At 66.8% G+C, this 21,549-nt stretch carries 19 protein-coding genes; 8 read left to right on the top strand and 11 right to left on the bottom strand.

Annotated elements, in window-relative coordinates:
* Positions 1-16 precede the first annotated feature (16 nt).
* A complete protein-coding gene (locus ACVK00_RS26365; protein ID WP_284894109.1) occupies positions 17-1,204 on the bottom strand; it encodes an MFS transporter in 1,188 nt (395 codons plus the stop codon).
* A gap of 356 nt (positions 1,205-1,560) precedes the next feature.
* On the opposite strand from ACVK00_RS26365, the gene frmR reads away from it, so the two are divergent.
* Both frmR and ACVK00_RS26355 read left to right on the top strand, forming a co-directional pair.
* A complete protein-coding gene (gene frmR, locus ACVK00_RS26360) occupies positions 1,561-1,836 on the top strand; it encodes a formaldehyde-responsive transcriptional repressor FrmR (protein ID WP_006753040.1) in 276 nt (91 codons plus the stop codon).
* Between the two features lie 56 nt (positions 1,837-1,892).
* Complete coding sequence (locus tag ACVK00_RS26355) at positions 1,893-3,002, top strand: S-(hydroxymethyl)glutathione dehydrogenase/class III alcohol dehydrogenase (protein ID WP_006753041.1); 1,110 nt, start codon at positions 1,893-1,895, stop codon at positions 3,000-3,002.
* A 206-nt stretch (positions 3,003-3,208) separates the two neighbouring features.
* Here the strand turns inward: ACVK00_RS26355 and ACVK00_RS26350 are convergent, their stop codons facing one another.
* Positions 3,209-4,234 carry an AraC family transcriptional regulator gene (locus tag ACVK00_RS26350; RefSeq protein ID WP_228910184.1) on the bottom strand — a complete coding sequence of 342 codons (1,026 nt, stop codon included), beginning with the start codon at positions 4,232-4,234 and terminating at the stop codon, positions 3,209-3,211.
* Positions 4,235-4,586: 352 nt separating this feature from the next.
* Between ACVK00_RS26350 and ACVK00_RS26345 the strand changes: the two genes are divergently transcribed.
* From ACVK00_RS26345 to ACVK00_RS26320, 6 genes are all read left to right on the top strand, one after another.
* On the top strand, positions 4,587-5,816 hold the full coding sequence (locus ACVK00_RS26345; protein ID WP_284894106.1) for a dienelactone hydrolase family protein: 1,230 nt from the start codon (positions 4,587-4,589) through the stop codon (positions 5,814-5,816).
* Between the two features lie 79 nt (positions 5,817-5,895).
* Positions 5,896-6,684: an SDR family oxidoreductase gene (locus ACVK00_RS26340; protein ID WP_284894105.1), complete on the top strand. Its 789-nt coding sequence runs from the start codon at positions 5,896-5,898 to the stop codon at positions 6,682-6,684.
* Between the two features lie 63 nt (positions 6,685-6,747).
* Positions 6,748-7,986: a styrene monooxygenase/indole monooxygenase family protein gene (locus ACVK00_RS26335; protein ID WP_284894104.1), complete on the top strand. Its 1,239-nt coding sequence runs from the start codon at positions 6,748-6,750 to the stop codon at positions 7,984-7,986.
* Between the two features lie 5 nt (positions 7,987-7,991).
* A complete protein-coding gene (locus ACVK00_RS26330) occupies positions 7,992-8,519 on the top strand; it encodes a flavin reductase family protein (RefSeq protein ID WP_165754404.1) in 528 nt (175 codons plus the stop codon).
* A 33-nt stretch (positions 8,520-8,552) separates the two neighbouring features.
* Entirely contained in the window at positions 8,553-9,512 is a 960-nt protein-coding gene (locus ACVK00_RS26325) for a SphA family protein (protein WP_284894103.1), read from the top strand.
* A 153-nt stretch (positions 9,513-9,665) separates the two neighbouring features.
* Positions 9,666-10,928 (top strand): serine hydrolase domain-containing protein, encoded by a 1,263-nt coding sequence (locus tag ACVK00_RS26320; protein WP_284894102.1) that lies wholly within the window; start codon positions 9,666-9,668, stop codon positions 10,926-10,928.
* Between the two features lie 28 nt (positions 10,929-10,956).
* On the opposite strand, the gene ACVK00_RS26315 is transcribed toward ACVK00_RS26320, so the two are convergent.
* From ACVK00_RS26315 to ACVK00_RS26275, 9 genes are all read right to left on the bottom strand, one after another.
* Entirely contained in the window at positions 10,957-11,958 is a 1,002-nt protein-coding gene (locus ACVK00_RS26315; protein WP_228910191.1) for a hypothetical protein, read from the bottom strand.
* Entirely contained in the window at positions 11,955-12,473 is a 519-nt protein-coding gene (locus tag ACVK00_RS26310; protein WP_284894101.1) for a (2Fe-2S)-binding protein, read from the bottom strand. The genes ACVK00_RS26315 and ACVK00_RS26310 overlap by 4 nt, the downstream gene beginning before the upstream one ends.
* On the bottom strand, positions 12,470-15,199 hold the full coding sequence (locus ACVK00_RS26305; RefSeq protein WP_284894100.1) for a xanthine dehydrogenase family protein molybdopterin-binding subunit: 2,730 nt from the start codon (positions 15,197-15,199) through the stop codon (positions 12,470-12,472). Before ACVK00_RS26305 ends, ACVK00_RS26310 begins: the two co-directional genes overlap by 4 nt.
* Before the next feature lie 736 nt (positions 15,200-15,935).
* Complete coding sequence (locus tag ACVK00_RS26300; protein WP_284894099.1) at positions 15,936-16,907, bottom strand: type II secretion system F family protein; 972 nt, start codon at positions 16,905-16,907, stop codon at positions 15,936-15,938.
* 38 nt (positions 16,908-16,945) lie between these two features.
* Positions 16,946-17,923: a type II secretion system F family protein gene (locus tag ACVK00_RS26295; RefSeq protein WP_228910195.1), complete on the bottom strand. Its 978-nt coding sequence runs from the start codon at positions 17,921-17,923 to the stop codon at positions 16,946-16,948.
* A 33-nt stretch (positions 17,924-17,956) separates the two neighbouring features.
* Positions 17,957-19,324, bottom strand: coding sequence for a CpaF family protein (locus ACVK00_RS26290; RefSeq protein ID WP_284894098.1), 1,368 nt, complete (start codon positions 19,322-19,324; stop codon positions 17,957-17,959).
* A 19-nt stretch (positions 19,325-19,343) separates the two neighbouring features.
* Positions 19,344-20,552, bottom strand: coding sequence for an AAA family ATPase (locus ACVK00_RS26285; protein ID WP_228910197.1), 1,209 nt, complete (start codon positions 20,550-20,552; stop codon positions 19,344-19,346).
* Between the two features lie 21 nt (positions 20,553-20,573).
* Positions 20,574-21,017, bottom strand: a complete 444-nt coding sequence (locus tag ACVK00_RS26280) for a TadE/TadG family type IV pilus assembly protein (RefSeq protein ID WP_228910198.1) — start codon at positions 21,015-21,017, stop codon at positions 20,574-20,576.
* On the bottom strand, positions 21,014-21,547 hold the full coding sequence (locus ACVK00_RS26275) for a TadE/TadG family type IV pilus assembly protein (RefSeq protein ID WP_284894097.1): 534 nt from the start codon (positions 21,545-21,547) through the stop codon (positions 21,014-21,016). The genes ACVK00_RS26280 and ACVK00_RS26275 overlap by 4 nt, the downstream gene beginning before the upstream one ends.
* Between the last annotated feature and the right edge of the window lie 2 nt (positions 21,548-21,549).

Raw genomic sequence — 21,549 nt, 5'->3', positions numbered from 1 at the left:
GTCATCGAGGCGCGGATCACCGCGCCGGGACGGCCTTCGTCGTGCGTCGATTGACGCGTACGAGCGCCAGGCAACCGAGCCACGCCAGCAAGCACATCAATGCGGAAACGAGCAGCATCGCCGTATAGCCCTTGCTGATCGAGATGATCCAGCCGGCAATCGCGGGGCCGACCATCAGGCCGACGCCGATGCCCGAACTGGAGAACGCGAGCAAGCGGCTGCTGTCGTCCGCCTGCGCAATGGCTTCCAGCATCGGCGGAAGCGCGAACGTCCACGCGAACTTGAACAGGATCGCGGACAGCGTGAACAGCGCGAGCGAGCGCACGTCGACCAGTCCGAAACACGACAGGAGCATCGCACCCATGCCAGCCGAGATCAGGAGCGCCGCTTGCGCACGGCCGCTGAGCACGCCGACGACGACCGAGCCAATCATCCCGGCCACGGTGGAAATCGCCAGCGCGGTGCCGATGCTCGCGTCCGTCAGATGGATGCTGGTGCCGATTTGCCCGACGAACGTCCAGACGCTGGCCAGTCCGAAGTAGAACGCCGTCACGGTGCCGAGCCCGAGCAGCAGCAAGTGGAACGGCACCTTTGCCTGCACCGTCTTCCCCGCGCTCGCGGACGGCGGCGTGGCCGGGAGCCACTTGATGAACGGCAGCATCGACAACGCGAGCAGGACTTCGGCGACGAAGAATGCTTTCAGGCCATAGGCCTGGAACAGCATCGGCAGGACCAGGAGGCCGACGGTGCCCGACGCCAGCTGGCCGAGGATGAACATCGCATATCCGCGGGCCGGCCTCGACACCCGCCCCGAGAACGACAAGCCGAGCAGGCTGATCGAACAGCCGCCGAAGATCGTCGTGACGCCCTGCACGGCCATGAGTCCCTTGACATCGGGCAGGACGAAAATCGACGCGAGATAGCCGGCGACGAAGACGAACAGCGCGAAGTTGAAGAGCTTCACCCAGTTCACCCTCGGCATCACGTAAGTGCCGAGGATGCCGGCGACCGCGAACCCGCAAAACTCCAGTGAAAAGAAATTTCCCAGCTGTTCGGGGGTGAATGCAAACTCGTTGACGAGCTGGTTGCCAAGTGCCGGCGCGCATAGCAATACGCCGTTCGGAAAGATTCCGACCATGAACAGGGCGATCAACGGCAACCAATTGGTCGTGTCGCCCCGCATTACGCTTTCAGTATTCTGCATCTGCATATCGTCTCCTTGCATTAAACCATTTCGATAGGATTTCTAACTTCATGTCACGGACCCGTGAATCGATATCGGCGCGTGGACGGCGTTACTTCCCCCGCTTGTCCCAGGTCCCATTCCAAAGCGCGGGTGGCGGGCCGGATCCAACTTGAACGCAGCATATCCACGTCAAAAATTCATCGTTGGTCCAAACCGGCCACGGACCAGAGAGCCAAGCATGGCGGTGCAGCCTTCCGGGCCGCACCTGCCCACGCCCAATCCGAAGCCGGTCGGCCCGTGGCGGTCAACGATTCCGTAGACCTCCGCGCGGCAATGTTCTATACTGCCCCCCAGTATCCGGAAACCACGATCCCATGCCGCATTCCCCCGAAGAAAAGAAACGCGTCCTGACCCGCGTGCGCCGTGTGCGCGGGCAATTGAACGCGCTCGAGCAGGCGCTCGAGGAGGGAGCGGACTGTGGTCCGATACTCCAGCAACTGGCTGCCATCCGCGGCGCGATCAACGGCGTGATGGCCGGCGTGCTCGAAAGCCATTTGCGCGAGGAATTCACCCAGCTCGCGGACGCCCCGCGGCCCTCGTCCGGATCGATCGACGATATCGTGACCCTCGTTCGGTCCTACCTGCGCTGACCGACTGGGGATCGTCGACGTCCGAGCCATTCGATGATTTTTTTAACAGGATTGCCATGAAATCACGTGCCGCTGTTGCGTTTGAGGCGGGTAAGCCGCTGCAGATCGTCGAAATCGACGTCGAGCCGCCCCGCAAGGGCGAAGTGCTCGTCAAGATCACCCACACGGGCGTCTGTCACACCGACGCCTTCACGCTGTCGGGCGACGATCCGGAAGGCCTCTTTCCCGCCGTGCTGGGCCATGAAGGCGCCGGCATCGTGGTGGAAGTCGGTGAAGGCGTGACGAGCGTCAAGCCCGGCGACCATGTGATTCCGCTGTACACCGCCGAATGCGGCGAGTGCCTGTTCTGCAAGAGCGGCAAGACCAATCTGTGCGTGTCGGTGCGCGCCACGCAGGGCAAGGGCGTGATGCCCGACGGCACCACGCGTTTCAGCTACAACGGCCAGCCGATCTATCACTACATGGGCTGCTCGACGTTCAGCGAATACACCGTCGTCGCCGAAGTCTCGCTCGCGAAGATCAACCCGCAGGCGAACCCCGAGCAGGTCTGCCTGCTGGGCTGCGGCGTCACGACCGGCCTCGGCGCGGTGAAGAACACCGCGAAGGTGCAGCCGGGCGATACGGTGGCCGTGTTCGGCCTCGGCGGCATCGGTCTCGCGGTGATCCAGGGGGCCAAGCTCGCGAAGGCCGGCCGCATCATCGCGATCGACACCAACCCCGGCAAGTTCGACCTCGCCCGCGTGTTCGGCGCCACCGATTGCGTGAACCCGAAGGACTACCAGGAGCCGATCCAGCAGGTGATCGTCGGGATGACCGGCTGGGGCGTCGACCACAGCTTCGAGTGCATCGGCAACGTCAACGTGATGCGCGCCGCGCTCGAATGCGCGCACCGCGGCTGGGGCCAGTCGGTCGTCATCGGCGTCGCGGGCGCCGGCCAGGAAATCTCGACGCGCCCGTTCCAGCTCGTCACCGGTCGCCGCTGGCTGGGCACGGCATTCGGCGGCGTGAAGGGCCGCTCCGAACTGCCGGGCATGGTCGAGGAAGCGATGGCCGGCACGATCCAGCTCGCACCGTTCGTCACGCACACGAAGCCGCTCACCGGCATCAACGAAGCGTTCGACCTGATGCACGAAGGCAAGTCCATCCGGACCGTCGTGCATTTCTGAACCACGCGCGAGGAAACCGGCCGCAGCAACCGGTCTCCTCGCGCGATGCCGCCGGCAAGCCGCAATGCTTGCCGGCGCGACACATTCTCCGCACCCTCTTCTGTCAGACCGGCAATGATCGCCAGCCGGTCACACACCTACTCCCACGGGCCCGCCGCGCATGCGCGCCGAGCGCCGAGCGCATGATCACCCCGCCGTTGCGACCGTCAGTACCGCACGCGCCGCATCCGGAGCGTGGCCGACGGCGATTCCCCGAACGCGCGCTTGTAGTCGATCGCGAATCGCCCGAGATGCGCGAAGCCCCATTTCAGCGCGATGTCCGTCACCGACGCGAGCCCCGGTGTCGCATCGTCGAGCAGTTCGTCGCGCACATGTTGCAGCCGCAACTGGCGCACGAACGCCATCGGCGTGATGCCGTGGCGATTGCGGAATCCCGCGAACAGCGTGCTCGGGCTCACGCCCGCGAGTTCGGCGAGCCGTTCGATCGTCAGCGGCTCGTCGACATGCGTGCGGATGTATTCCTCGACGCGCCTCACATAGAACGGCGCGAGCGGCGCCGGCGCGACGCGCGCGCCATTGCGTGCGCTGTTCGGCTGGCCGTACAGCAACAGGTTGAGCAGCGTCGATTCGAGCTGCTCGAACGCGAGCGGATGGCGCAGCGGATGCCCGTCCGTCGCGATCGCATCGGCGAGCATCGGCAGCATCTGCGCGAGGCACGCGCCCTGCGGCGACGACAGCCTGAATTCCGGCTCGAACTCCACCGGCACGCGCCGGTCGTCGCCGAAATGCCGCTGCGCATGCCGCTCCATCACCTCGCGCTCGATGCGCAGGACCACTTGCGGGCACGCCTCGCCCCACCGCATCCTGAGCGGCAGCGTCGGCGACAGCAGCGACGCGGTGTCGGGCGACGACACGAAACGCGTCGTGCCGCATTCGATCTCGGCGTCGCCGCGCAGCGGAATCTGCAACAGATAGAAGTGCTCGAGCGGCCCGGGTTCGATCGACACCTCGCCACCGTAATCGAGCAGATTCAGCGACAGGTTGCCCCAGCGCGCATGGTGCATGCAGCTGTGCAGCGCGCGCGAGTCGCCCGTCAACGTGAGCCGATGCGGCTTGAACACGTCCGCCACGCGCGCACGCACCTCGTCGAGATCGTTCGACTGCAGCAGCAGCGTGTCGTGATTGAAACAGGCGGCGTCGCCCAGCCAGCCTGTTCCGGAAAATTGCCCCATCGAAGTTCTCCCGTCGTGCCCGATCGCACTTGCGCCGTGCACGCAATCCCGATTTCGGGGAATCCCGTCGCACGAGCCGGATAGCGTCGGCGTATCCGGACAGTCCGCGTCGTTACACTACGCAAGCGCTGCGCCCATGACGCAAGAAGCGGGCCGTTCGCGCATCGTAGAAAACTGTGCGGGACTTCCGCATCCGCACATACCCGCAGTGCACCGCGTTCCGGCCCGGCGCGGCGGGCCGATCCACAGGTTTCCGGAATCCGTGGATACCGGCCGAAGAAAGCGGATAGAAGCACGCGTTTCGTCCGCCAATACTGGGCCCATGAAAATCACCAACGAATTGGAGGGACACATGAAAGGACGACACATCGAGATCCCGTCGCCGGACGGCGGGGCGTTCCGCGCGTACCTGAGCACGCCGGCCGGCGGCACGGGGCCGGGCATCGTGCTGTGTCACGAAATCTTCGGCGCGAACGCGACGATGCGCGACGTGGCCGATTATTACGCCGAGGAAGGCTACACGGTGCTCGTGCCCGACTTGTTCTGGCGCCAGGCGCCCGGCGTCGAACTCGGTTACACCGCGGCCGACTCCGAGCGCGCGATGGCGCTGTACCGCGAGTACGACGAAAACAAGGGCGTCGAGGACGTCGCCGCCGCGCTGGCCGTACTGACGCAACGGCCGGAATGCACGGGGCGGGCCGGCGTGCTCGGTTACTGCCTCGGCGGCAAGCTCGCGTATCTCGCCGCGTGCCGGCTGCCGGACGTCGCGGCCGCCGTCTGCTATTACGGCGTGGGGATCGAGCACGCGCTCGACGAAGCCGCTCACCTGCGCGGCCGGCTGGTGCTGCAGATTCCCGCGCAGGACCGCTTCTGCCCGCCCGACGCGCAGCAACGCATCGCCGCCGCGCTGGTGGGGCGCGATGGCGTCGAGGTATACGTCTACCCGGGCGTCGATCATGCGTTCGCGCGCGTCGGCGGCGATCATTTCGACAAGGCGGCCGCGATCATGGCGCACCAGCGCGCGATCGCCGCGTTCCGCGCGGCGCTCGGCCCGCACTACGACCTGTCCACCCTGTGGGAAGAACATCTGCGGCACGAGTTCGACACGCGCAACGTCGACGCGACGATGGCCACGATGGTCGCGCAACCCTACGTGAACCATATCCCGACGCTGACGGGCGGCGTCGGCCATGACGAGCTCAAGCGCTTCTACACGCATCACTTCGTGCATGCGAACCCACCGGACACGACGATCACGCCGATCTCGCGCACGATCGGCGCGAGCCAGATCGTCGACGAGCTGCTGTTCTGCTTCACGCACACGACCGAGATCGACTGGATGCTGCCCGGCGTCGCGCCGACCGGCAAGCGCGTCGAGATTCCGCTCGTCGCGATCGTCAAGTTCCGCGGCGACAAGCTGTATCACGAACACATCTACTGGGACCAGGCGAGCGTACTCGTGCAGATCGGCCTGCTCGACGCGGCCGGGCTGCCCGTCGCCGGTGTCGAAACGGCGCGCAAGCTGCTCGACGAAACCGTGCCGTCGAACGGACTGATGCAGCGCTGGCACGACAGCGCGTAAGCGCCGGCGGATAGGCAGGATACGCAGGCGGCGCGTCGAACGCGCGCCGCCTTGATTCAATCATTCCAGGAGACACTCCATGACTGCCCTTGCTGGCAAAGTCGCGCTCGTCACCGGCGGCGCCACGCTGATCGGCGCCGCCGTCGCGCAGGACCTGAGCCGCGCCGGCGCATGCGTCGCGATCCTCGATCTCGATGCGGAAAACGGTGCGCGCGTGGCCGATACGCTCGGCGAACGCGGGATGTTCATCGCGACCGACATCACCGACGATCGCGCGATCGAACGCGCGGTATCGGCCGTCGCCGAACGCTTCGGCGCGATCGACCTGCTGATCAACCTCGCGTGCAGCTACGTCGACAACGGCATCCAGGCGTCGCGCCGCGACTGGCTCGCGGCGATGGACGTCAACGTCGTGTCGGCCGCGATGCTGGTCAAGGCCGTTCATCCGTACCTGACGCGGCGCGGCGGCGGCGCGATCGTGAACTTCAGTTCGATCTCCGCGCAATGCGCGCAGACCGGCCGCTGGCTCTACCCGACCTCGAAGGCCGCGATGCGCCAGCTCACGCGCAGCATGGCGATGGATCTCGCCGCCGACGGGATACGCGTCAACTCGGTGTCGCCTGGCTGGACGTGGTCGCGCGTGATGGACGAGCTGACGCACGGCGACCGCGCGAAGACCGATCGCGTGGCCGCACCGTTTCATCTGCTCGGTCGTGTCGGCGATCCGGCGGAAGTCGCGCAGGTCGTCACGTTCCTGTGCAGCGACGCCGCGAGCTTCGTGACGGGCGCCGACTATGCGGTGGACGGCGGCTATTCCGCGATGGGCCCCGAGCAGGCGGTGCCGGCGATTCCGCGCCTCGCGGAGTAACCGCAAGCCGTTTCTTGCGCCCCTATTCCGAACCAAGTCATTCGTTCTACCAAGGATTTCGTCATGAAACGCATCGCTATCGTCGGCGCCGGCCAGGCCGGCCTGCAACTCGCCTTCACGCTGCTCGACCAGGGCTATCACGTCACGCTCGCGACCAACCGCGACGCGCAACAGATCCGTACCGGCAAGGTCATGTCGAGCCAGTGCATGTTCCATACCGCGCTGCAGATCGAGCGCGATCTCGGCCTGAACAGCTGGGAAGAAGCGTGCCCGTCCGTCGAGGGCATCGGCATCGCGGTGCCGCATCCGGAAGGCAACGGCCGCAAGGCGATCGACTGGTCGTCGCGGCTGACCCGCTACGCGCAATCGGTCGACCAGCGTGTGAAGATGGCCGACTGGCTCGACGCGATCGAGCGCCGCGGCGCCGACGTGCGCCTCTGCGACGTCGGCGTGCCGGAACTCGAGGATCTCGCGCGCAGCCACGATCTCGTGCTGCTCGCGGCCGGCAAGGGCGAAATCGTCAACCTGCTGGGCCGCGACGACGCGCGCAGCGCGTTCGAGCGCCCGCAACGCGCGCTGGCCCTCACCTACGTGAAGGGGATGACGCCGAGCCAGCCGTATTCGCGGGTGCGCTTCAACCTGCTGCCCGGCATCGGCGAATACTTCGTGTTTCCGGCGCTGACCACGACGGGCCCGTGCGAAATCATGGTGTTCGAAGGCATCCCCGGCGGCCCGCTCGACTGCTGGGCCGACGTAAAGACACCCGAGCAGCATCTCGACCGCAGCCTGTCGTTCCTGCAGCAATACGTGCCGTGGGAATTCGACCGCTGCCGCGACGTCGAACTCACCGACGCGAACGGCACGCTGTCGGGACGCTTCACGCCGACCGTGCGCAAGCCGTTCTTCCGCCTGCCGTCGGGCCGCACCGTGTTCGGCATGGCCGATGCGGTGGTCGTCAACGATCCGATCACCGGCCAGGGCTCGAACAATGCGGCAAAGTGCGCGAAGGTGTACGGCGACGCGATCCTCGCACGCGAAGCCGCGCCGTTCGACGAAGGCTGGATGCACGAAACATTCGAGCGCTACTGGGGGTACGCGCAGCACGTCGTGCGCTGGACCAACTCGCTGCTCACCCCGCCGCCGCCGCACATCCTCGAACTGCTCGGCGCGGCCGGCCAGTTGCCGACGCTGGCCGCGACGATCGTCAACGGCTTCGACGATCCGCGCCAGTTCACGCCGTGGTGGTTCGACCCGTCGGCCTGCGCGGCGCTGATCCGCGAACACGCCGAGCGTTCGGAGTAAGCGACATGGACACCACCACTTCCGGCCATCCGGCCCTCGACCCGCTGCAACTGCGCGCCGCATTCGGACAGTTTCCGACCGGCGTCACCGTGATCACCACGCGCGCGCCGGACGGGCGCAAGGTCGGCCTCACCGCGAATTCGTTCTCGTCGCTGTCGCTCGACCCGCCGCTCGTGCTGTGGAGCCTGCGCAAGGTGGCGCCGAGCCGCCCCGATTTCGTCGCGGCCACGCACTTCGCGATCAACATCCTCGCGCACGACCAGATCGAGCTGTCGCGCCGTTTCGCGACGCCGAGCGCCGACAAGTTCGACGGCGTGCCGCACGTGGACGCCGATGCGGGCGGCGTGCCCTGCCTCGACGGCACGAGCGCGCGTTTCGTGTGCCGCAACGTCGGCCATTACGAAGGGGGCGACCACCTGCTGTTCATCGGCCAGATCGAGGCATTCGATACGAACGGCCATGCGCCGCTCGTGTTCCACGCGGGCCAGTATCGCGCGATCTCGGCGCATCCCGATTTTTCTCGCGCCGTTTGATTAGTGATACCAATCAATATCCAGGAGATGGTGATGATGAAATGCGGCTCTCGCCTGCTTGCGATCGCAGGCCTCGTGTTCGCCGGCCTGACCGGACCCGCGCCGGCCCATGCGACCGACCTGCCGGCAGTCAACCTCGGAATGACCAGCTTCCTCGACGGGATGCCGCCGGCCGGCTCCGGCTGGTACGGCACGCAGTATCTCGAGTACTACACGGCCGGCCGCATCAACGACAATGCCGGCAACAAGGTCGGGCTGCCGAAGCAGGACATCGACCTGTTCGCGGGGTTGAGCCAGCTCGTCTACCAGTCGCCGCTGACGTTCGGCGGCATGCATCCGGGTCTTGACGTGATCCTGCCGTGGGTGGCGTCCGTGCATACCAACGACGGGATCGGCAACGTCGCGCTGAATTCCCGTGCCGGGTTCGGCGACCTGCTGGTCGGCCCGTTCATCCAGTTCGACCCTGTGATGGGCGCGCACGGCCCGCGCTTCGCGCAGCGGGTGGAATTCCAGTTCATCGCGCCGACCGGCGCCTACGATCCGGCGCGTGCGATCAATCCGGGCAGCCATTTCTGGTCGTTCGATCCGTACTGGGCCGCGACGTTCTGGGTCACGCCGAAGTGGACCGTGTCATGGCGGCTGCACTATTTGTGGAATGCGACCAATCACGAGCCGGCGACCGCGCTGGGGCCTGACGTGACGTCGACGCAGGCCGGCCAGGCCGTGCATGCGAACTTCGCGACGGAGTACGAAGTGCGGCCCGGGCTGCGGCTGGGGCTCAACGGCTACTGGCTGCGCCAGACCACCGACATGAAGGCGAACGGTCAGGATGTTTCCGGCACGCGGGAAGCCGTGCTGGCGATCGGGCCGGGGGCGATGCTCAGCTTCTCGCCGCAGGATCACCTGATGTTCAACGCGTATTTCGAGGTCCATGCGCGCAACCGGCCGCAGGGCACGCGGATGGTGTTGCGGTACGTGCACCACTTTCAATAGCGCGCAGGCCGGCCGCCGGCGTCGGGCGGCGCCGGCCGGGGTCGGTATCGTATGACGAATTCAACGTACACCTTCGGCGCGTGGATGCGTGTCCTATAGTTCTGGGGTTGGCAAGGAGACACCAAGACATCACGAACAGGAAGGGAACACGCGATGGCGACTTCTGCTCCTCCCCGGCTTTTCCCGCGCGCCGCCAAGCGGCTGATGCGTCGCGTGGCGGCGATTGCACCGGCGCTGGCCGTCGGCATCGCGGTTTCCTCCTGCGGCGGCGACAGCTCGGTGAGCTCTGGCGAACCGGCCTACGCGACCGAGGCACGTCCGCAGATCGACGCATTGCTCGCGGATACGATGACACCCGGCGCCGTCGTCTATGTGCAATCGCCACAAGGCAACTGGCTCGCGTCGTTCGGCACGGCCGTGCGCGGCACGAACACGCCGATCCCGACGAACGCGCACTTCCGCGTCGGCAGCGTGACGAAGACGTGGACGGGCACGGTGATCCTGCAACTCGTGCAGGAAGGCAGGCTGCACCTGACCGATCACGTCAGCCAGTACGTCGCCAACGTGCCGAACGGCGACTCGATCACGATCGAGCAGTTGCTGACCATGCGCAGCGGCCTCTACAACTACTCGACGAATCTCGCGTTCAACCAGACGCTGGATGCGCAGCCTGACAAGGTGTGGACCACCGATGAGCTGTTGGGCATCGCGGAGAGCCAGCCGGTCTATTTCGCGCCGGGCGCGGATTTCCGCTACTCGAACACGAATACCGTGCTGCTCGGCCTGATCATCCAGCAGCTCACCGGCATGAGCGCCGCCGATGCGATCCGGACGCGGCTGTTCGCGCCGCTCGGCCTGACCGAAACCGCGCTGCCGCCGCAGGACAACACGGCGCTGCCCGCGCCGTCGCCGCAGGGCTATCAGTGGGGCACCAATACCGAGACGATCGACAGCGACGCGCTGTCCCCGGCACGCCAGGCGGCCGCGAAAAACGGCACGCTGCAGCCCGCCAACGTGACGACCGTCAATACGTCGTGGGCATGGACGGCCGGCTCCGGCATCTCGACCGCGACCGAACTGGGTGCGTACGTGCAGCGCATGGTCGGCGGCGGCTATCTGAACGCCGACCTGCAGGCGCAACGGCTCGCGAGCTGCACGCCGATCGATCCGTCGAATCCCGCATCGGCCAGCTACTGCATGGGGCTCGCGAAGTTCGGTACGTTCTACGGACACACCGGTGAAATACCGGGCTTCAATACGTTCGCCGGCTACGACCCGGCGACGAAGACGACGATCGTCACGTGGGCGAACACGGGGGCCGGCCCCGACGGACGCGCACCGGCCAACGAGATCGCTCGAATCATCATGGCCGAGCTCAGCAAGGTGTCGGACGTGCCGAGCGAGGGACGGCCGTGACGCGCCTGCGCCGGCAATCGCGGGCGGCCTATTTCACCGCCTGCGCTGCCTGCGCCGCCGGCGTGAAGCTGCACTTCGGATCGTTCTTGCCCCGCGCCGAACAGCATTCGAGCAGGTCGCTCACCGACTTCACGTTCGCCGCATTCCATTCGTAGAGGCTCTTGTTGTTGTCGATCGGCATCCAGTGCGTCAGCGGATACCGGCTCGCGCGCGCATTACTGCCCTTCGGCGGCGGCAGCATTCCGGCCGCGAGCGGCACGTAGATCTTGCAGCTGTTCTGGTCGCCGATCCGGTGACAGCCGATGCAGGTGTTGCCGGGCGTGCTGATCGCATGCGAGGTCCACGACGCGAAGTCGGCGCCGAGATTCACGTACTTGCCCCACGGATCGGTTGGCACCTTGTTCCATACCTGCCCGATCCACGGGCTGTACATGACCGGGCTCGCGTCGTGACACGACACGCAGCGCTTCGACGCGGTCGCGGCCGGCTTCCACCAGAACTCGGCCGCGGACGGATGGCCGGGCGGCGGCGTCGTCTCGTTCGGCGGCGGCACGCGCGCGGCGTTCATGCCGGCCGTGCCGCCCTTCTCCGCATGAAACCAGCAGGTCTTGCCGTTGCCCGCATGGTGCAGCACGATGTCGACTTCGTCGTAATACGGGCTGCGGTTCGCGCGGATCTGCTTGCGACGGCAAAACGCCGAGATCTGCGTGTCGCCGTGGGACAGGTCGAGGATCTTCGAGTAAGGCGTGCACTGCCCGGACGTCGGCGCGTCATACGGCAGCAGCGCCGGGCGATCGCACGTCATGTGTGCCGCATAGCGCGCGGGCACGCGGCCGTTGACGGTGATCGGCACATCGGTGCCGGCGTTGCAGTCGAACGCGGGAATCTCGCCGATTTCGTCGGTGCACTGCTGCGCATATTCATGCAGCGACGCATCGGCGTTTTCCGCCGCGCGCGCGCCCGGCGCGCCCGGCGCAACCTGCACGGCCAGCAGCATCGCCAGCGCGGCGACGCGGGTTCTCGTCGTCATGCCGCCCCCTTCGTATAGCGCAGCGCCACCTTGCGAATGGCCTCGATGTACTTGACGTAGCCGGTGCAACGGCAGATGTTGCCGCCGACCCAGGTTTCGATCATCGCGTCCAGATCGCGCTCGTGCACCGGCTGCGCGCGCAGATGGTCGAGCATCGCGGTCGCGGCCATCAGGAAGCCCGACGCGCAGTAGCCGCACTGGAACGCGAACGACTCGAGAAAGCTCTGCTGCAGCGGCGACAGCGCGCCGCCCTGCGCGAGCCCTTCGATCGTGTACACGTGCATGTCGGCCATCGCGCTGACCGGCGTCGAGCACGACAGCGTCTTTTCCATCGGCGCATCGGGCGTGTTGCGCACACCGACCGTGCACGCGCGGCACACGCCGATGCCGCAGCACAGCTTCGTGCCCGTCAGGTCCCGCCGCTCGTGCAGGAAGTCGATGAGGTTCATGTCGCCGTCGGCGGCGTCTGCTTCGACGGCCTTGCCGTTGATGGTCATCCGGACCGGATTGCTCATTGCAGTGCCTCCCGAATCTTCTCCGGCGTCACGGGCGTCACCCGGAACCGCCGCCCCGTCGCCATCGCGAGCGCATTGAGCAGCGCCGGCGCGATCGGACACATCACCGCTTCCGCGATGCCGCGTGCATTGGCCGGATCGCCGGCCGGCGGCGGCAATGCGATCAGCTCCTGCACAGGGATGTCCGGCAGCCGCGTGACCTCGTAGCGATCGAGATTCCAGCGGCCGCCGCCTGGCCCGTCCGGCCCCAGCGGGCAAGTCTCGGTCAGCACGTTGCCGATCCCCATCGCGACCGCGCCCTGCGACTGCCCTTCGACGAGTTCCGGCGACAACTGCCGGCCGACGCTCACGGCCGTCACCACGTGTTCGACCTTCACGCGTCCGGTCGCCGGATCGACCGCCACCGCGACGAGCGTCGCCGACGGCGCATAGGTCGTCCGCCCGTAGAGTGCCGTATTGACCGGTGGCGGCTGCAGCACGCGCTGCAGCGGCGCGAGGCGATACGGGTCGAGGCCGACCGCCACGTAGTCGTAGTCGATCTGCGCACTGCCGGACGCGAACGGATAGGTGCCCTTCCAGAAGTAGCCGGCATAGCTCGCGTGCACGGCCGCCACGGTCTGCAGGCCCAGCTTCCCGATCGTGCCGAGCAGCACAGGCCACGAAATCGGCGCGAGGCCGTTCGCGACGAGCGTGCGATCGACCCAGCGCACGTCCGCGGCCCGCACGTTCACGCCCCACCGTGCGCGCGCGGCCGGCAGCACGCTTTGCAGGAACAGCGCCTGCGCGGCCCCCTTCACCGCGTGGTACTGATGGAACGCGCCGAGGCACGCGCTCGACGAACCGTAGTAGTAGCGCACCCAATTGGGAGCGCTCGACGGGCCTTTCGGGGTGAGCCCGAGCGCGTTGAACGGCGCGATCTCGCTCATCGCAATCGTTTGCGCGTTCTGCCCGAGAAATTCAGCCGGGGCGAGACCCAGCGTCGTGGCCGCGCCGTTGCCCATGTCGGTATACGGCGTGATCACGCGCAGGTTGCCGTCGGGCAGGATCTGCACCATCCCGAACATCCCGTCGCCGGACGTGCCGTATGCCTCGTTCGCCATCGCGAGACCGACGCCGTACCGGAGGTTGCGCGCGTTGCGCTCGGCGCGCGTGCGCTCGCGCTCGAGCCATAGCGGATGACGCTCGAGCCGGTCGAGCAGCGCGTCGAGCTGCAGGTCGAACAGGATCGGCGCACCCGTGATCGCGCGGCCCTTGCCGAGATCGGGCGCCTTGCCGAGCAGATTGGCGCGCCGGATCTCGAACGGCGATAGCCCGAGCTGGCGCGCGGCCTCGTCCATCAGCGTCTCGATCGCCATGAACGCCTGCGGCCCGCCGAAGCCGCGCTGCGATCCGCCGAAGACTTCCCGCGTATAGGTCGATGCGGCCTGCGCGCGTGCGCGCGGGATCTCGTAGCAACTCATCGCGCTCAACGCGGCAAGCTGCGCGACGTACGGCGACAGGTTCTTCTTGCCGCCGCCGTTCAACAGGAAATCGCAGGTGATCGCTTCGAGCTTGCCGCGACGGTCGAACCACAGCGATTCGGAAAACTGCGTCTCGCAGCGTTTCAGGCCGACCTGGAATTGTTCGTAGCGCGACTGCTGCCAGCGCAGCGCGCCCTTCGCGAACGGCGCCGCCAGCGCCAGATACAGCGGGAAATAGGACTTGTCGCGTCCGCCGAAGCCGCCGCCCGGGTAGCACGCGATGACATGCGCCTCCTTGACCGGGATGTCGCTGCCGTCGAACAGCGCGCACGCGCCGGTCGCATCGTCGTTCGCCGATTGCGTGCCGAGCACGAGGCTCATTCTCGCGGCGGACGCGTCGTACCATGCGAGTCCCGACTCGGGCTCCATGAACATCGGGTCGATCGCCGGCGTCTCGAACCCGTCGTCGCCGGTCGCTCGAACGCCGATCCACGCGCCGGCGGCCGCCTGGCGGGCAATCGTCGCATCGATGTTGGCGACTGCCGCCTCGCGTTCCTCCAGGTACTTCGCGCTCGGCTTGCCGTTGCTGTCGGTCTGGTAGTTGTCGACGTAGTTGAACCGTCGTTCGTCGTCGCGCACGTAGACGGTCACGGGCAAATACGGCACGACCGGTGCGGCCGGGCCCGCGCCGGTCGACGCGCCGTAGCGGATCACGCCGCGATTGAAGTCAAGCAGCTTCTTCGCGCGGCGATAGACGTCGAAGTTCTCGAAGATCAGCAGCGCGGCCGGTTGCCCGTAGCAGTCCGCCGGATGACCGGGCCGCGCGAGCCAGTAGATGTCCTGGTTCGCGATCGGATCGGGTTCGGGCGCAAGCGGAATCCGGCGCGCGCTCAGCAAGGCGCTGTCGACGATCGCGACCGGTCGCAGTTCGGCCGGCAGCACGCTGAGATCGTAGCCCTGGTACACGGCGTCGACCCGGTCGCAGCGCAGCGCATAGAGCCAGTTTTCCCGCTGCGGCCAGCCGACGAAGTCGCGGGACTTGAAGTCGCGCGCGTAGATCTTCTGGCCCGTGACCTTCGGCATGCCGTCGATGCGCCAGCGCGCCTTGCCGGGCACGGGCGCCCAGTTCGGGCCGTTCGCATCGGCCTGCGTGTCGCCCGCGGCGAGCACGACGGCCGGCAAATGGGTGACCGACACGGCGACGACGGCGCCGCTACCGGCGAGCTTCAGAAACGTCCGGCGTGTCACAGGCACGTGGATGGCCATGCTGCGTCCCTCGTTCGAATTGTTATGTCGGTCCGTCGACTGCGCGACGCGCGTCGCCACGCCGGCCGCGTGGGCGCCGATGCGCAGGTGTCGGTGAGAAGGCGGTGTACCGGGCGCGGTTGCGTGCGCCGGTTCTCAGGAGTCGGGAGGCAGAGGATGCGCGACGATGCCCGGCGGGTTCGCGGGTTCGCTCCACGCGGATGGGCGCCTGCTCGATGAAGCGTCGGACCGCGTGCGTCGCGCTGTGTGTTCGTTCATGATTCCCCCGGCCTTGATCGTGGACGACTGGCCTGTTTTCCGTATCGTCGGGCAGACGCTCGATATTCAGATGTGGTGTCCGATATATCCGGCACGCAGGTCAATCGCCCCGTGCGCACCGTCATTCGAGCCTGATTTTGAATAATCGTAGGAATTCGAAACGGGAATTTCAAGGGGATTTTCGCGCAGCACGAGCGGTGCGGACCGGCCTTGCCGGGTCGATTTCCCGTCCGGCCGGCGCACTGCCGCGGTTGCGTTCGCGATTAACCGTAGGGGGCCACCCGCGCGGGCAGTGGACTACGGCTGTATCCAGGGTCGACCATGGGTCCGGGTTGCATTGACGCCGCTATGATCGACCTGTCTCGCGGCGCCGCCCGGGGGGAGGAGGAGCCTCCCATGAAGACCTTACCGTGCCGGCCGACCGGTGCGGCCGGGCCGGCACGCCAATTCGTTTTCGCGCGGCCACCCGCGCCGCTACTCAGTGTCCGATGCTGGCGAGGGACGGCAGCAGCACGCGATACACGTGAATCATCGCCGGCCCGAGCAACACGCACATGAGCGCCGGGAAGATGTTGAAGATCAGCGGGAACAGCAGCTTCAGCGCGATCTTCGCGGCGCGTTCCTCGGCGCGCATCCGCCGCCGCGTGCGCAGCATGTCGGACAGCACGCGCAGCGATTCGGCGATGCTCGTGCCGAAGCGGTCGGCCTGGATCAGCATCGCGCAGAACGATTCGATATCCTCGACGCCGGTGCGCAGCGCGAAATTGCGCAGCGCGGTTTCCTTCGTGAACCCGGAACGCATCTCGAGCAGCAGCAAGTCGAGCTCGCCCGCCACCACTTCGCTGCGAAAGCGCAGTTCCTCGCTCACCCGCATCAGCGCCGCATCGAGCCCGAGCCCGGCTTCGACGCAGACGGTCAGCAAGTCGAGCGCATCCGGAAAGTCCTCGAAGATCACCCGCTGCCGCGTCGCGATCCGCCGCGACAGGATCACATTCGGTACGTAGTAGCCGATCCCGGCGAGCGCGACGAGGATGAACGACAGCAGCATCCGCTGATCCGCGAGCCGCGTCGTGGCGAGCGCCAGCAGCGCCGCGCCCGGCAGCACCAGCGCGAGCACCGTCTTCGCCGCGAAGTAAAGCGCGCCCGCGCTCGGATTGCGCCAGCCGGCATTCATCAGCCGGATCCGCAGCGGGGAATTCTCCCAGCCCTCCTGCGGCACCGACAGCCGGGAAATCGGTTGCGACAGCTCGACGAGTTTCGCGATCCAGCGCGACGTTTGCCCGTCGCCGTCCGCACCGCCGCCGATGCCCACACTTGCCCCGCTCGCCTGCTGAATCCGGCGCTCGATGTTGCGCGGCGCAAACAGCAGCATCGCGACCAGCACGCCGCCGGCGACGAAAATGAACAAGCCGGCCAGCATCACGGTATGTACTACGCTCAGGTTTTGCATGACAGCCTCGAATCGGTTCGTGAAGCCTGAGACACGCGTCAGACGCGAATCCGGATGATGCGGCGAATCCACAGCAGGCCGAGTGCCATCGACCCCAGCATCGCGCCGACCATCTTGATGCCGGCCGGATCCTGCCAGAGCACCGACAGAAACTCCCGGTTCAACATTGCCATCATGGCCGCGGTCCCGAACGGCAGCAGCCCGAGGATCCAGGCCGACAGCCGCCCTTCCGCCGACAGCACGCGGACCTTGTCGAACAGCTTGAAGCGCTCGCGCACCAGCGACGCGATGCTGTCGAGCAGCTCGGCCAGGTTGCCGCCGGTCTCGCGCTGGATCAGCACCGCGATCACGAAGTAGCGCAGGTCGTGGGCCGGCACGCGCGTCGCGAGGTTCACCAGCGCATCGTGCAGCGACACGCCGTAGTTGATCTCGTCGAACGTGATCCGGAATTCACCGCCCATCGGCTCGGGAAACTCCTCGCCGATCATCCCGAGCGCGCTCGAGAACGAGTGGCCGGAGCGCAACGCCCGCGCGATCATGTCGCAGATCTCCGGCAGCTGGCGCTCGAGCTTGAGCATCCGGCGGTTGCGATGCCGCATCACGTACATGGCCGGCAGGCATGCGGTCAGCAGCGCAATCGGCAGCACGGCGATCAGCGGCAACGGGGTGACCGTCAGCACGAGCGCCGCCGTGACCGGCAATACGGCGCTGATCACGACCAGCTTCGCGACCGTCCAGTCGAGCCCCGACTGCTGCAGCACCAGGTCCAGCGCCTGAATGCGCGGCATCCGCATCAGCAGCCGGTCGAACGGCTTCGACTCGTCGAGCATCCGCTTCTTGAGAATCGACAGTCGCTCCTGCTGCACGCCGCCGCCGGCCGACATCGCGCGCAGGCGCGACTCGATCCGGCGTGCCGCGGCACCGTGACGCGCGTTCCACCATTGATAGACGCCCTCGATCGCGAGCACGACCGCGACGAAGGTGAGAATCACAAAACCGTAATAGATCGAGTCCATGAGGCCTCCCCGGAATCAGACGATGGCGCGTCGTCACTTCGTCTCGTAACGCTGCGCCGGGTCGTACAGCGAATCCGGCAGGTTGATGCCGAACGCCTGCAGCCGCTCGGCGAACTTCGGCCGCACGCCGGTCGCGCAGAAGTGTCCGCGCACCGTACCGTCGCGATCCATGCCGGTGCGCTTGAACGTGAAGATCTCCTGCATGTTGATGATGTCGCCTTCCATCCCGGTCAACTCCTGGATGCTGACGATCTTGCGCTTGCCGTCGGTGAGCCGCGTCGCCTGGACCACCACCGAGATCGCCGACGCGATCTGCTGGCGCATCGTCTTCGGCGGCAGCGTCAGGCCGCCGACGCTGATCATGTTCTCGAGCCGCGTGAGCGCATCGCGCGGCGTGTTCGCGTGGATCGTCGCGAGCGAGCCTTCGTGGCCGGTGTTCATCGCATTGAGCATGTCGAGCGCTTCCGCGCCGCGCACTTCGCCGAGAATGATCCGGTCCGGCCGCATCCGCAGCGCGTTGCGCACGAGCGTGCGTTGCGTGATCTCGCCCTTGCCCTCGATGTTCGGCGGCCGCGTTTCGAGGCGCAGCACGTGCGGCTGCTGCAGTTGCAGCTCGGCCGCATCCTCGATCGTCACGATCCGCTCCGAGCGCGGAATGAAGCCCGACAGGATGTTGAGCAGCGTCGTCTTGCCGCTGCCGGTGCCACCCGACACGAGCACGTTCACTTTCGCGTGGGCCAGCGCGTCGAGCAGCTCCGCCATCGGCGGCGTGAGACTCTGGTAACTCACGAGGTCGTCCATCTTCAGCGGGTTGACCGCGAAGCGCCGAATCGACATCAGCGGCCCGTCGATCGCCGACGGCGGAATGATCGCGTTCACGCGCGAGCCGTCCGGCAGACGCGCATCGACCATCGGGGTCGATTCGTCGATGCGCCGCCCGACCCGCGACACGATCTTCTCGATCACCTTCATCAGGTGCGCGTCGTCGTAAAACGTCACGTCGGTCAGCTCGAGCTGGCCGCTGCGCTCGACGTAGACCTGGCGGTACGTGTTCACGAGGATGTCGGAGATGCCGGGGTCGCGCAGCAGCGACTCGAGCGGGCCGAAACCGAACATTTCGTCGTACACGTCGATCGCGAGCTGGCGCCGCTCGATGTCGTTCGCGAGCAGCCGCTCCTCGTCGAGAATGCGCGAGATCAGTGACGAGATTTCCTGCCGGACCTGTTCCTGCGGCAGGCGTGACAGGCGCTCGAGCTCGACGCGCTCGAGCACCGTCAGGTGAATTTCACGGCGCAGCTTCTGGTACGCGTTGCGTACCGACGAATGGGCCGCACCTGCCGATTCGGTGCCCGCCGCCTGCGGCTGCGTCCGGTGCAAGGACATCTGTTCGCGCAATGACATGATGGTTTCCCCGAAAGATTCACATGGACTTGAGCTTCGGCGTGGCCTTGCGGCCGAACAGCCGGGACATCAACGGTTCGCTGCTGGACGTGCCGTGCCGCGTGCGCACGTCCCCTTCGACGATCTGCTTCGCGCAGGCCTGCAATGCCCGCGTCACCGCGGCGCCACGTGCGACGCGCGAGGCCGGATGCCCCAGGTCGAGCGCTTCGCGCACGGTGTCGACGTCGTCGGGTATCGTGCAGCTGGCGTGCAGGCCGAGCACTTCCTCGAGCGCGGCGCGGGACCGTTCGCTCGCGCGCGTCATCCGGTTCACCACCAGCCGCAACTGGTCGGCCGGGTAGCCGAGCGACACGAGAATCTCCAGCAGCCGGCGGCCGGCGCGCACGTGCGGCATCGCGGGCTGCAGCACGAGCTGGATCTGGTCGCTGCGATCCAGCGCGATCATCGACAGCGGATTGATACTCACGCCGATATCGAAGATCACGAAGTCGTAGCGCGGCGCCGCGACGCCGAGGATCCATTCGAGCGCATCCTCGCGCATCTCCGCGGCCTTGACCGGGTCGCCCGCGCCCGCCAGCACGTGGAAGGTCGGCGTCACGTGCGCGACGCTCGCGTCGAGAAACGCGCCGTCGAGCCGCTCGATCTGCGCGCACAGCTGCGGCAGCGTCGACGGCGGCGTCTCGTCGCTGACGAGGAACGCGGCATCCGCGAACTGCTGGTTCAGATCGACCAGCAGCACGCGACGCTTGTGGGTTTCGGCGATCTCGTACGCGACGTTGCTCGCGGCGAAGCTCGTGCCCGCGCCGCCCTTGCACGACATGAAGGACACGAAGCGCGTGTCGCCGCCGTCGCGCCGCGTGCTTTGCGCGGCGGCACGTTCGAGCGCGCGGGCGAGCGCCGCCGGATCGATCGGCCACTGCAGCACGTCGCGCGCGCCGGCGCGCATCGCGTCCAGCAGCACGTGCGGCGCCGCATCCGCGGTCACCAGGATGCCGATCAGGCACGGGTGCAGCCGGCAGATCCGCTCGATCGCCGACAGCTCGGCCGCATCGGTCGTCGCGCCGTCGATCAGCAGGATATCGAATGAATCGAGTCCATCGGTGCGATGCTCGATCTGGGACGGCCGACCGTGCGCACGTGTCACACGATAGTGTCCGCTGTCGGTAACCAGACGCGCGATCTGCATGAGCCGGGCGGTATCGTCGGCGGCTACGAGGATATTGATCATGACTGTGCCTCGTCGGTTCGATTATTGACAGGCGGTGCCGCCCGTCGAGGAGTTCAGGCTTTCCCGCGACAGCGTCGTGGTGAACGACGGCATCGTGATCGCAACGTTCGCGATCGGGATCATCGTGTTGACAGTGACGTTGCTGATGCTGACGGTCACGAACGAGCAGGAGCTCACGTTGCAGCCCGACGGCGAGTAGGTCACCGACACGTTCGAATTGGCCAGGATCGGCATGAGCGACCTCACGCGCTTCACGACGCCGGGCGCGTTCACGTCGCAGACGATCGCCGTGCGGGCGCCGAGCCGGATGGCCTCGCTCGCCGTGTTCCAGTAAAACAGCACGCGCCCGAATTCGAAGATGCCGATCAGCAGCGTGATCAGGATCGACGCGATCAGCGCGAATTCGACGATCGTGGAGCCGCGTTGGGCGCGACGGCGCGACGGCGGAGAGGGGCGCGGGGTCATGACACTTGCCTCATCACGGTGACGATGTTGCCGAAGGTGATCGACGACAGCCCCGGGTAGGCCGGAATCGGCTGGTACTGATAGCCCTTCACCTTCACTTCGACGACGTTGATGCTGCCGGTCGCCGTGCCGCTTGCCGCGTTGTTGGTCGAGTCGTACGTCGGCAGGTTCGCGAACTGCGACGGGTCGGACGCGTCGGCGCAATCGGGCGAATGCGTGGCGTCGCAGACGATCACCATCGACGTCGTGAGCCCCGGCACCAGCTCGGTGCCGGCGGAGCCGCACGTGGTGCTGCCGTACACGACGAGGCACTGCGCCTCCGCGAGCGGATACGCGCTGTCGTTCGGCAGAAAGACCGACAGGTAGCGCGCCGCGTTGCGCGTCGCCTTGGTGAGCGTCTCGTACTGGTAGATCGCGCGGCCGAACTCGGCCACGCCGGTCGCGAGCACGATCATCGGCATCAGCACGAGCGCAAATTCGACCGCGGCGACACCGCGCATGCGTGACCGGCGAATCGGGACCCTTTTCATGA

The sequence above is a fragment of the Burkholderia sp. PvR073 genome (assembly GCF_054055695.1).
The sequence above is the reverse complement of the archived record's forward strand: the minus strand, read 5'-3'. Positions and strand labels throughout refer to the sequence as shown.

What these genes read in the sequence shown, in the direction of transcription:
- ACVK00_RS26365 (WP_284894109.1), bottom strand. Translation starts at nt 1,204, where the DNA reads ATGCAGAATACTGAAAGCGTAATGCGGGGCGACACGACCAATTGGTTG.
- frmR (WP_006753040.1), top strand. Translation starts at nt 1,561, where the DNA reads ATGCCGCATTCCCCCGAAGAAAAGAAACGCGTCCTGACCCGCGTGCGC.
- ACVK00_RS26355 (WP_006753041.1), top strand. Translation starts at nt 1,893, where the DNA reads ATGAAATCACGTGCCGCTGTTGCGTTTGAGGCGGGTAAGCCGCTGCAG.
- ACVK00_RS26350 (WP_228910184.1), bottom strand. Translation starts at nt 4,234, where the DNA reads ATGGGGCAATTTTCCGGAACAGGCTGGCTGGGCGACGCCGCCTGTTTC.
- ACVK00_RS26345 (WP_284894106.1), top strand. Translation starts at nt 4,587, where the DNA reads ATGAAAGGACGACACATCGAGATCCCGTCGCCGGACGGCGGGGCGTTC.
- ACVK00_RS26340 (WP_284894105.1), top strand. Translation starts at nt 5,896, where the DNA reads ATGACTGCCCTTGCTGGCAAAGTCGCGCTCGTCACCGGCGGCGCCACG.
- ACVK00_RS26335 (WP_284894104.1), top strand. Translation starts at nt 6,748, where the DNA reads ATGAAACGCATCGCTATCGTCGGCGCCGGCCAGGCCGGCCTGCAACTC.
- ACVK00_RS26330 (WP_165754404.1), top strand. Translation starts at nt 7,992, where the DNA reads ATGGACACCACCACTTCCGGCCATCCGGCCCTCGACCCGCTGCAACTG.
- ACVK00_RS26325 (WP_284894103.1), top strand. Translation starts at nt 8,553, where the DNA reads ATGATGAAATGCGGCTCTCGCCTGCTTGCGATCGCAGGCCTCGTGTTC.
- ACVK00_RS26320 (WP_284894102.1), top strand. Translation starts at nt 9,666, where the DNA reads ATGGCGACTTCTGCTCCTCCCCGGCTTTTCCCGCGCGCCGCCAAGCGG.
- ACVK00_RS26315 (WP_228910191.1), bottom strand. Translation starts at nt 11,958, where the DNA reads ATGACGACGAGAACCCGCGTCGCCGCGCTGGCGATGCTGCTGGCCGTG.
- ACVK00_RS26310 (WP_284894101.1), bottom strand. Translation starts at nt 12,473, where the DNA reads ATGAGCAATCCGGTCCGGATGACCATCAACGGCAAGGCCGTCGAAGCA.
- ACVK00_RS26305 (WP_284894100.1), bottom strand. Translation starts at nt 15,199, where the DNA reads ATGGCCATCCACGTGCCTGTGACACGCCGGACGTTTCTGAAGCTCGCC.
- ACVK00_RS26300 (WP_284894099.1), bottom strand. Translation starts at nt 16,907, where the DNA reads ATGCAAAACCTGAGCGTAGTACATACCGTGATGCTGGCCGGCTTGTTC.
- ACVK00_RS26295 (WP_228910195.1), bottom strand. Translation starts at nt 17,923, where the DNA reads ATGGACTCGATCTATTACGGTTTTGTGATTCTCACCTTCGTCGCGGTC.
- ACVK00_RS26290 (WP_284894098.1), bottom strand. Translation starts at nt 19,324, where the DNA reads ATGTCATTGCGCGAACAGATGTCCTTGCACCGGACGCAGCCGCAGGCG.
- ACVK00_RS26285 (WP_228910197.1), bottom strand. Translation starts at nt 20,552, where the DNA reads ATGATCAATATCCTCGTAGCCGCCGACGATACCGCCCGGCTCATGCAG.
- ACVK00_RS26280 (WP_228910198.1), bottom strand. Translation starts at nt 21,017, where the DNA reads ATGACCCCGCGCCCCTCTCCGCCGTCGCGCCGTCGCGCCCAACGCGGC.
- ACVK00_RS26275 (WP_284894097.1), bottom strand. Translation starts at nt 21,547, where the DNA reads ATGAAAAGGGTCCCGATTCGCCGGTCACGCATGCGCGGTGTCGCCGCG.